This is a genomic window from Neobacillus novalis NBRC 102450 (genome assembly GCF_001591805.1).
Classification (GTDB): Bacteria; Bacillota; Bacilli; order Bacillales; family Cytobacillaceae; genus Neobacillus; species Neobacillus novalis.
This window is the reverse complement of record NZ_BCVP01000016.1, coordinates 268,549-278,030: the sequence shown is the minus strand read 5'-3', so window position 1 is coordinate 278,030 and position 9,482 is coordinate 268,549. Positions and strand designations below refer to the sequence as shown.

Genomic DNA, 9,482 nt, shown 5'->3' with positions numbered 1-9,482 from the left:
AAGCCGTGGATCAAGAGGAAGCCGTGGATCAAGAGGCAGCCGGGGCTCACGTGGAGGAAGCAGAGGAAGCCGGGGCTCACGAGGAAGCAGAGGCAGCCGCGGATCAAGAGGAAGCAGGGGCTCACGTGGAGGAAGCAGGGGCTCACGTGGAAGCAGAGGAAGCAAGGGCAAACGTGGTTTGAAAGGTAAGAAAGGTCCCAAATAGGAATGAATAGTAAATCTTCCTAAGGGAGTCAAATAATAAGCAGGATTCATCAATCGATGAGTCCTTTTCTTATTTTTGTAAATATTGCAAAAGTAAATAGCAATGAAAAACAGCTGCATGATTCAAAATCATTACCAGCTGTTCACGATTCCCTTTTGATAATATTGATTCATCATTGCCTTCGGGACCATCCCCCCGCCAGTCGCCCAAACAATGTGGGTACCATTACCCGTTTTGTTCACTAAATCATACTTTTGTAAATAATCGGAACCCTCTTTAGATAATTTAACTGGTCCGATCATGCCCGCCAGTGCAGAAGGTTCCAAATAAATATCCTCAGTATCCACGAGGTCCTTTAACAGTTTGTACAAACAATCATCGCTGACTGTGTAATTTCCGCTTAAAAAAGGTTCTACGGTTCTGCCGACAAATCCAGATGGTCTTCCGACAGCAAGACCATCTGCGTCAGTCACATTATCAATACCAAGATCTTGGACCGAAATTTGCTCATGAAGGCCCGTCATTAAGCCGAGTAACATACACGGTGAGTGGGTAGGTTCGGCAAAGAAGCAGTGGACGTGGTCCTGAAACATTAATTTCAACCCAAATGCTACGCCTCCAGGGCCGCCGCCGACACCGCAGGGAAGGTAAACGAACAATGGATGATTTTCATCAACAGTAATCGCTAATTCTACTAATTGTCTTTTCAATCGTGAGGCAGCCACCGCATACCCTAAAAATAAATCACGGGAATTTTCATCATCCACAAAATAACATCTAGGGTCTGCTTCAGCTTGGATTCTGCCTTCCTCAACAGCTTTACTATAATCTGCGTCATACTCGATCACATGGACATTTTTGCTCCGAAGCAAGTCTTTTTTCCATTGTTTTGCATCAGCGGACATATGAACGGTTACTTTAAACCCTAACTTCGCACTGATGATGCCAATACTTAAGCCTAAATTTCCAGTGGAGCCTACCGCAATTGAATAGTGAGAAAAGAAGGTGTGGAACTTTTCGCTGGCTAAAATCGAATAATCATCATGAATGGATAACAATTGGTTTTCCAAGGCCAGTTCTTCTGCATGTTTTAGGATTTCATAAATGCCGCCTCTTGCTTTAATCGAACCTGAAATTGGGAGATGGCTATCACATTTTAACAGGAGTTCACCCACTATAGGTCCACCGTAATCTAGCTCCAATTTTTCTTTCATCGTCGGAATCTTCAACAAGGGAGATTCTATAATGCCCTTTGAAACGCTGGTCTCAGGAAAAGCCTTAGCAATGTAGGGGGCAAACCGTTTTAATCTTTCCTCAGCACCTGCCACATCCTCTTCGGAAAGCAGTGACTTTTCGATTCCATTTTGGAATTTTTCAAGTTTCGGATTGGACCAAAATACTTCTTCCAGTGATAAGATATTTTCCAGTAAAGAAAGGTTTTGATCCTCCAGCCATGATTGAATATCGGTTTTTTCCATCTAAGTAATCCTCCAATCAGATTTCAAATTCAGTTTAACACAAACTCAGCTTATCAATCTTGCTTGAAAACCGGCACGTTGACTGTACGGTTTATATTGTGTTATAGTATTTTAATAGAAAAATAGAAAAGGGGGGAGTCCATTGGGAAGTTGTATCGAATTGGTGAAATAGCAAAGTTAATGAATATCTCTAAAAGGACAATTGATTATTACACCCAAATGGGCTTACTTAACCCGATTAGAACGGATTCTAATTATCGATTGTATGGTCATGAGACGATTCAGATTTTGGAGCTGGTAGAACATTACAAGAATCTTAAAATGCCGCTTGAGGAAATCAAGTCTTCCATTGAAATGATGCACTCAGAAAATAGTATCGACAAACAAAAGGTCGAGCAACATTTTGAACAAATTGCGCTGATTATGGAGCATTTAAAAGAGGAATTAAAGGCGATGCAACCTATTCTACAAAAATTAAACAAGCAACAAAAAGAACAACTGGTAAGCAAATTAACGCCGCAAGGAATTACATTGGCACAAACATTATATTTACTTTTTAAATAAAGCTAAAATCTTTACTCGAAAATAATGAACTAACTTGGAAAAAAACAGGAGGTGTATTCCTTACTTGAAATGTTTAAGTAAGGAGACCATTGATCATTTTTAATTTGCTAATGATAGCAATTTTAATTGCTTTTACAGCGTTTTTCGTATCATACGAATTTGCTATTGTTAAAATTCGCAGCACGCGAATTGATCAGCTAGTTGCAGAAGGCAGCAGGAATGCGGTCGCGGCTAAAACAATTGTGACAAATCTTGATGAATATTTATCTGCTTGTCAATTAGGGATTACCGTTACGGCATTAGGTCTAGGCTGGCTGGGAGAACCAACAGTGGAACTTATCCTGCATCCGCTCTTGGTTAAATTAAACATGCCGGAATCGGTATCAAGTATAACATCATTTATATTGGCGTTTGCTTCGGTAACCTTCATTCACGTCGTAGTAGGCGAGCTGGCACCGAAAACGTTTGCTATTCAAAAGGCCGAAACGATCACGTTAATTTTCGCCAGACCGATGATGCTATTTTATAAAATCATGTATCCTTTTATTAAGGCATTAAATGGCTCTGCCCGCATGATTACTGGGCTATTCGGGCTGAAGCCCGCTTCCAAACACGAAACTGCACACTCCGAAGAGGAACTTCAAATCATTATTTCTGAAAGCTATAAAAGCGGTGAAATTAATCAATCTGAATATAAATATGTGAATAATATTTTTGAATTCGATGATCGAAATGCTAATGAAATTATGGTGCCAAGAACTGAAATTGTCGCTTTTGATATCTCACAAACGTTAGATGAATGTCTGAAAATCGTTACGGAAGAAAATTATACGCGGTACCCGGTCATCGATGGCGAAAAAGATAACATCGTTGGAATGGTCAATATGAAGGAAGTATTTACAGAGTATATTAAAGGGAAGAATGTTGAAACTTCTATAGAGGAATATGTTCGTCCCGTCATCCAAGTCATTGAAACGATTCCAATCCATGATTTATTAGTTAAAATGCAAAAAGACCGTGTTCATATGTCCATCTTAATCGACGAGTATGGCGGAACAGCAGGATTAGTCACGGTAGAAGATATTTTGGAAGAAATTGTTGGAGAAATTCGTGATGAATTTGATGCGGATGAAGTTCCTGAAATTAACAAAATAGGTCCAAATAAAACGATTGTGGATGGGAAAGTCCTCATTAATGAAATCAATGATTTGTTAGGATTAGACATAGACGAATCTGATATCGATACAATCGGCGGCTGGATCCTCTCGGAAAAAATGGAAGTATCCGAAGGCGATACCATTAGCTACAAGGACTATGAGTTTAAAGTTCTTGAAGTCGATGGGTATCATATTAAGTCTTTAGAGATTGTCAAAATTATCAAGCAGGAATCCTGTGCTTAACGGAAATTAATACATTACTAAAGAATGCGGTAACTCCCATATGGTGTTACCGCTTTTTCAGCCGATAGGAAAGTATAACTTTCCCATCAGGCATAAGTGCAACTACGCCTCATGAACCGCCTAACGGCTCGCCAATCGGCGAGTTTTCTTTATATTCAAATAAATATTTGACCATTTTAGCAATAAAACATATACTAATAATCAAATAGGCATTTGATTAATGGGTGGTGAAATAGATGAAACATGATGATATATGCGAAATAACCTGCGTTGATGAGGAAAAAGTAAAACGTGTAAAAGAATCGGTTTCCCAGCAAAATACAATGGCTGTTTCACAAATATTTAAAGCGTTATCCGATGACACTAGAATAAAAATTGCTTACGCCTTAAGCGTTGAAGATGAATTATGTGTATGTGATGTAGCTAATATCGTGGGAAGTACGACAGCTACAGCTTCCCATCATTTGCGGCTGCTGCGAAAATTAGGGTTAGCGAAATATCGTAAAGAAGGCAAATTGGTTTTCTACGCACTTGACGATGACCATGTTAAACAACTTATTCAAATCGCATTTGAGCATCAAAAGGAGGTGGCCTCCCATGAGTAACGCGTTAGAACAATCAAATGAAAAAACCGTCTATCGGATACAGGGATTCACCTGAGCTGGCTGTGCGACAAAGTTCGAAACGAACGTAAAACACCTGGATGGTGTTTCTAATGCAAGTGTAAATTTCGGTGCTTCCAAACTTACGGTTTTTGGTGAAACCACAATAGCGGAATTAGAGAAAGCAGGGGCTTTTGAAAATATCAAAGTCATTCCTGATAAACAACGATTTGAAGAGAAAAAAGAACCTTTCTTGAAAAAATATTCAACAGTTATTGCCTCATTTGTTTTGTTGTTGATTGGCTGGTTTGCCGGGCAAGTGTACGGCGAAGAGAGTATTTTTTCGATTTTAGCGTATGGAGCGGCCATTTTAGTAGGTGGGTATCGCCTATTTGCCACCGGACTGAAAAATTTATTCCGTTTAGAATTTGATATGAGAACCCTGATGACCATCGCCGTTATTGGAGCAGCCATCATCGGCGAGTGGGGAGAAGGAGCAACTGTTGTCATCTTGTTTGCCATTAGTGAGGTACTAGAATCCTACTCAATGGATAAAGCACGGCAATCGATTCGCTCGTTAATGGATATTGCACCTAAAGAGGCCTTAATTCGAAGGAACAACGAAGAAATTACAGTAGAAGTGAACAAAATTCAAATCGGTGACATTTTAATCGTAAAACCTGGACAGAAAATCGCCATGGACGGTATGGTAGTAAAAGGAGAATCCGCAGTTAATCAGGCAGCAATCACGGGTGAATCTGTCCCCGTTTCGAAATCGATTGATGATGAGGTTTTTGCTGGAACATTAAATGACGAAGGACTTCTTGAAGTGAAAGTCACGAAACATGTGGACGATACCACGATTGCCAAAATCATTCATCTTGTCGAAGAAGCTCAAGCAGAAAGGGCTCCATCCCAAGCATTTGTCGATCGCTTTGCCAAATATTATACACCCGTTATTATGTTCATTTCACTGTTAGTGGCAGTGCTCCCGCCGTTATTATTTGATGGGGATTGGAGTAAATGGATTTATCAAGGGCTGGCTGTATTGGTGGTTGGCTGTCCTTGCGCACTTGTCATTTCGACTCCTGTTTCGATTGTGACTGCAATTGGTAATGCAGCCCGAAATGGGGTTTTAATCAAAGGCGGTATCCATTTAGAGGAAATGGGTGCAATTAAAGCAATTGCCTTAGATAAAACAGGAACTTTGACGGAAGGAATTCCAGTGGTAACGGATTATCTTCTCCAAACCAATAAAAATGCGAATGAACTGCTAGCCATCATAACTGCTTTAGAAAATAGTTCACAGCATCCCTTGGCTTCAGCGATAATCAAAAAAGCAAAGCAGGAAAACGTACCTTACAAAGACATTAAAATAGCTGACTTCTCTTCCATTACCGGTAAAGGAATCAAAGGCAGGGTCAACGATAAAATGTATTATGTCGGCAGTCCCAATTTATTCGATGAAATCTTACCAAATGGAATTTCGGCAAACCTAAAAGCAAAGATTATTGAACTGCAAAATCAAGGGAAAACCGTTATGGCGGCTGGTACGGCTACTGAAATACTGGCACTTCTTGCAGTTGCTGATGAAGTGAGAGGAAACAGTAAGTCTGTTATTCAGAAACTTCACTCGCTAGGGATTCAAAAAACAATCATGCTTACGGGTGATAATTCAGGGACTGCCAATGCAATTGGAAAGCAGGTAGGAGTTTCTGACATTCAGGCAGATCTATTACCACAGGATAAATTAACGTTTATTAAAAATCTGCGAAATAAATACGACCATGTTGCAATGGTCGGTGACGGTGTGAATGATGCGCCAGCTCTAGCTGCATCGAATGTCGGGATTGCTATGGGCGGAGCAGGAACAGACACAGCGTTAGAAACAGCAGATATTGCTTTAATGGCCGATGATCTAGGTAAACTTCCATTCACGGTAAAACTAAGCAGAAAAGCCTTATTCATTATCAAACAAAATATCACCTTCTCACTAGGCATTAAACTATTGGCGCTGTTACTAGTCATTCCAGGATGGTTAACACTTTGGATTGCGATCTTTGCGGATATGGGTGCAACGCTTATTGTCACATTGAATGGATTACGACTTCTCCGTGTAAAAGATAAATAATTTATTGGGCTTCCGAATGTGGATGAGAATAAATGTGAATAATGGTTTGAACATAAGAAGGTGCGATTGCTCGCACCTTCTTATTCTTTTCATCGATTCATAATCGGTATCTAGTACTTGGTGGATATTTCTCTACATCTGTGTATATTTGATTACTTCGTACCTGGAGCTGGGTGATCAACCCCTTTAACATGATGACTATGTCCAGCATCTTCTGTGGTATGGAAATCATAGTAATGAACATGCATTCCATTTCCAACTGGAATCGGTGGTCCGGAGTATGCTTGATAATGGTGGGTATGACCATCCTCAAACAAAACATATCCTTCAGTATAATGGATATGACCTCCATCTTGGGTTTGAATCGGTGGTGATGTAACATCCAAGCATTGATGAACATGATTTGAGCTTAGTCCTGTATAATCAACTGACCCATGGTTATGGCGGGGAACAAATCCATTTACAAAATCATCCTTTCCTATTTTCGCCATTAAATTCACCCTTTCTTATTTACTATTATGATTAATAAACTATCCGCTTCATCTCCTAGGAATAATTCAATTATTTTAAAAAATAGGGTTGTCGTTAATTCCTCTCGTATATGGATGTAGGAAACATCAAATACTAACGATACCTTAAGATTAAATTACACGGTTCTATATGCTGGATAACTTTAGGAGAGATGGGGAATTGGAAACATTTTACCGCGCTTTCATCGTTTTTATAATGGGCTATTTGTTTTTACGGGTGACTGGAAAAAAGGCTGTAGGCGAAATGCATTCATTTGACTTATTATATATCTACGTACTTACCAATATCATTAGTACACCGGTGGAAGTCAATCATATTGGAAAATCGTTAACGTACGCTGCAATCATAGTCATTTTATATAAAATCTTTGTACGTTTATCTTTATATAATAAATTAAGATGGATTCTTTATGATAGTCCGACAGTATTGATTCGTAACGGTGATATTGATAGAAAAGGGCTGAAAAAGGTTCGGATGACGATTAATGAACTATTATCACAATTAAGAGTAAAAGGGTACACGGATACCCTAAATATTGAAATGGCAGTAATGGAAGATACAGGGAGTATTAGTGTAATCCCTAAGTCAGATTACCGGCCAATCCAACCTAATGATTTAAACTTAAATGTAAAGAAAGAATATATACCTATTCCATTGATTATGGATGGGCAAATTCTTGATCAAAATTTAAAATATCTTCAACTCGACCGAAGCTGGTTACTTAATGAGGTGGAAAAAGTCGGCGAAAAAGTAGAAACAATTACCTTAGCTACTTTTTTAGAAAATCGAAAAGTTTTTATCGATAATAATGAAATGAAAGAACATAAAAATGATCCTTATTACTACAAGCCAGGGAAGGGGTAGCATTTCCCCGTATAATTGATTATATGAAAGAACAGTTTAGGAGGAATAATAGCAAAAGACCGCTAATCGATTTAATCGTCAGCGGTCTTTTTGCTATTATCCCAATATCTTATGCTATCTGTTTTTCCTGTGGGTTCACTTTTTATAACATTTCCATCCTTGTCCTTATATACTTCATATTCCTCGTACGTTTCTACGATATAGCCATCCACTCTTTCGCGTTTCTCTAGTTTTTCTTCCAATTCCGGAATATCACTTGATGGCTCAACAGCAACGGGTTGGGCCATGGCAGGCTGAACGGATGAATAGGCATAGTTTTTATTAAAAAATGAGTAAGGTGAATCCAAGTAGGCAGCAATTGCTAAGGTCACCAATAGGCAAGCAACACTTGTAAAGGTTTTTATTTTCATGATATACAGGGCTCCTTTTATAGAATCATCCTGTATCCATTTTATGCATGTCCTATGTTGTCATATGCCTCCAAGTTTAATTTTGTGGAAAAAGGGCGGAGCTCCAAATTAATTTTGTACATTTGGTGCTTTTGCTGTATTCATCTGCGGGCGGAAGACGACAAATAGCAAAAAGGCAACGATTGTGATAATGGCTCCTGAAATATAAGGCAGACCCGCCGCCATTGAAAACAGCCAGCCTCCGAGCGGCGGACCGATAATGCGGCCTAATGAATCAAAGGATGATAAAAGCCCGGTTGAGCTTCCATGTCCTACTGTGGACGTCTTGGTAAGTAGTGAAGAGACACTTGGGCGGATCACTCCGTTACCGAGCCCAAAAATAGTTAAATAAATCGCAGCAGTTGTAAAACTATGTACAAGCAAGATGGAACCGAATCCTATCGCTGAAATAATCATGCCGCCTTGTATGACTGCACTTTCCCCGTATTTTTTTGTTAATCTGCCGACCAAGCCACCTTGAACCATTGCACTCCCAAAACCCATGATCATGAAAATATATCCAAGTTGGATTGCGTCTAAACCTGCTTTTTTAGCGGCAAAATAAGCAAATGTTGCCTCTAACCCTGAGAGAGATAACGAAATTAATAGCTGTACGAAAAACAGCACGGACACGGCTCCATTGAAGGCCTTCCAGATGGATGTTTTTTCCTTTGAGGTAGGACCTTTTTTTTGTTTTGATTCCTTTAACAGAATAAATACCAGGATCAAGGTGATAAAGGAGGATCCACTTGCAAGATAAAAGGGCATACTTAAGCTGAAATTCGAAAAAATACCGCCAATCGCTGGTCCGAACACAAACCCCAACCCTGTGGCAGCACCGACAATTCCCATTCCTTTCCCGCGATTTTCTTCCGTTGTGATGTCCGCAACATAGGCCATTGCGGTAGGCATATTTGCAGATGAAAGAATACCACCTAGTATTCTGGCTGCAAATAACATCCATAGTTCAGCTGAGAGAGCTTGGATAAGAAAAGATAAACCGAGACCGAATATCCCAATCATCATCACCGGCTTCCGTCCGATGCGATCGGAAACCTGACCCCACATTGGTGCAAAAATAAGCTGCATCAGCGAATAAACCGCCATTAACAATCCAAGTTCAGTGGGATTTGCCCCAATTTGCTCAGCATAAAAAGGTAAAACTGGAATAATAATACCGAAACCAACCATAACCAAAAACATTACCACAAATAAAATCGGTAAAGCAGACTTTGTTTGCACTGGATTCTCACTCCCT

At 39.6% G+C, this 9,482-nt stretch carries 10 protein-coding genes; 6 read left to right on the top strand and 4 right to left on the bottom strand.

All coding sequences use genetic code 11. The features are described 5' to 3' along the window. Positions 1–182: hypothetical protein (locus tag BANVL01_RS27810; protein ID WP_218010666.1), on the top strand; the 182-nt coding region annotated here is incomplete at its 5' end. 154 nt (positions 183–336) lie between these two features. Here BANVL01_RS27810 and dsdA read toward each other — a convergent pair. After that, entirely contained in the window at positions 337–1,683 is a 1,347-nt protein-coding gene (dsdA, locus tag BANVL01_RS14735) for a D-serine ammonia-lyase (RefSeq protein WP_066087169.1), read from the bottom strand. 150 nt (positions 1,684–1,833) lie between these two features. Between dsdA and BANVL01_RS14730 the strand changes: the two genes are divergently transcribed. From BANVL01_RS14730 to BANVL01_RS14715, 4 genes are all read left to right on the top strand, one after another. Continuing rightward, positions 1,834–2,247, top strand: a complete 414-nt coding sequence (locus BANVL01_RS14730) for a MerR family transcriptional regulator (protein WP_066087173.1) — start codon at positions 1,834–1,836, stop codon at positions 2,245–2,247. A gap of 110 nt (positions 2,248–2,357) precedes the next feature. Beyond that, positions 2,358–3,647 (top strand): hemolysin family protein, encoded by a 1,290-nt coding sequence (locus BANVL01_RS14725; RefSeq protein WP_082804998.1) that lies wholly within the window; start codon positions 2,358–2,360, stop codon positions 3,645–3,647. A gap of 236 nt (positions 3,648–3,883) precedes the next feature. Beyond that, on the top strand, positions 3,884–4,252 hold the full coding sequence (locus BANVL01_RS14720) for an ArsR/SmtB family transcription factor (RefSeq protein WP_066087178.1): 369 nt from the start codon (positions 3,884–3,886) through the stop codon (positions 4,250–4,252). Further along, on the top strand, positions 4,245–6,380 hold the full coding sequence (locus BANVL01_RS14715; RefSeq protein WP_082804992.1) for a heavy metal translocating P-type ATPase: 2,136 nt from the start codon (positions 4,245–4,247) through the stop codon (positions 6,378–6,380). The genes BANVL01_RS14720 and BANVL01_RS14715 overlap by 8 nt, the downstream gene beginning before the upstream one ends. 152 nt (positions 6,381–6,532) lie before the next feature. Here the strand turns inward: BANVL01_RS14715 and BANVL01_RS14710 are convergent, their stop codons facing one another. Then, the gene (locus BANVL01_RS14710) at positions 6,533–6,871 is read right to left on the bottom strand and encodes a YmaF family protein (RefSeq protein WP_066087181.1); all 339 of its coding nucleotides are present in this window, start codon (positions 6,869–6,871) and stop codon (positions 6,533–6,535) included. 199 nt (positions 6,872–7,070) lie between these two features. Between BANVL01_RS14710 and BANVL01_RS14705 the strand changes: the two genes are divergently transcribed. Next, entirely contained in the window at positions 7,071–7,775 is a 705-nt protein-coding gene (locus tag BANVL01_RS14705; RefSeq protein ID WP_066147916.1) for a DUF421 domain-containing protein, read from the top strand. Between the two features lie 71 nt (positions 7,776–7,846). On the opposite strand, the gene BANVL01_RS14700 is transcribed toward BANVL01_RS14705, so the two are convergent. After that, positions 7,847–8,185, bottom strand: coding sequence for a hypothetical protein (locus BANVL01_RS14700; RefSeq protein ID WP_066087187.1), 339 nt, complete (start codon positions 8,183–8,185; stop codon positions 7,847–7,849). 108 nt (positions 8,186–8,293) lie between these two features. Continuing rightward, a complete protein-coding gene (locus BANVL01_RS14695; protein ID WP_066087188.1) occupies positions 8,294–9,466 on the bottom strand; it encodes an MFS transporter in 1,173 nt (390 codons plus the stop codon). Positions 9,467–9,482: the final 16 nt, after the last annotated feature.

Excerpts from the sequence above, each read along its gene's own strand:
- dsdA (WP_066087169.1), bottom strand. The coding sequence starts at position 1,683 with ATGGAAAAAACCGATATTCAATCATGGCTGGAGGATCAAAACCTTTCT.
- BANVL01_RS14725 (WP_082804998.1), top strand. The coding sequence starts at position 2,358 with ATGATAGCAATTTTAATTGCTTTTACAGCGTTTTTCGTATCATACGAA.
- BANVL01_RS14720 (WP_066087178.1), top strand. The coding sequence starts at position 3,884 with ATGAAACATGATGATATATGCGAAATAACCTGCGTTGATGAGGAAAAA.
- BANVL01_RS14710 (WP_066087181.1), bottom strand. The coding sequence starts at position 6,871 with ATGGCGAAAATAGGAAAGGATGATTTTGTAAATGGATTTGTTCCCCGC.
- BANVL01_RS14700 (WP_066087187.1), bottom strand. The coding sequence starts at position 8,185 with ATGAAAATAAAAACCTTTACAAGTGTTGCTTGCCTATTGGTGACCTTA.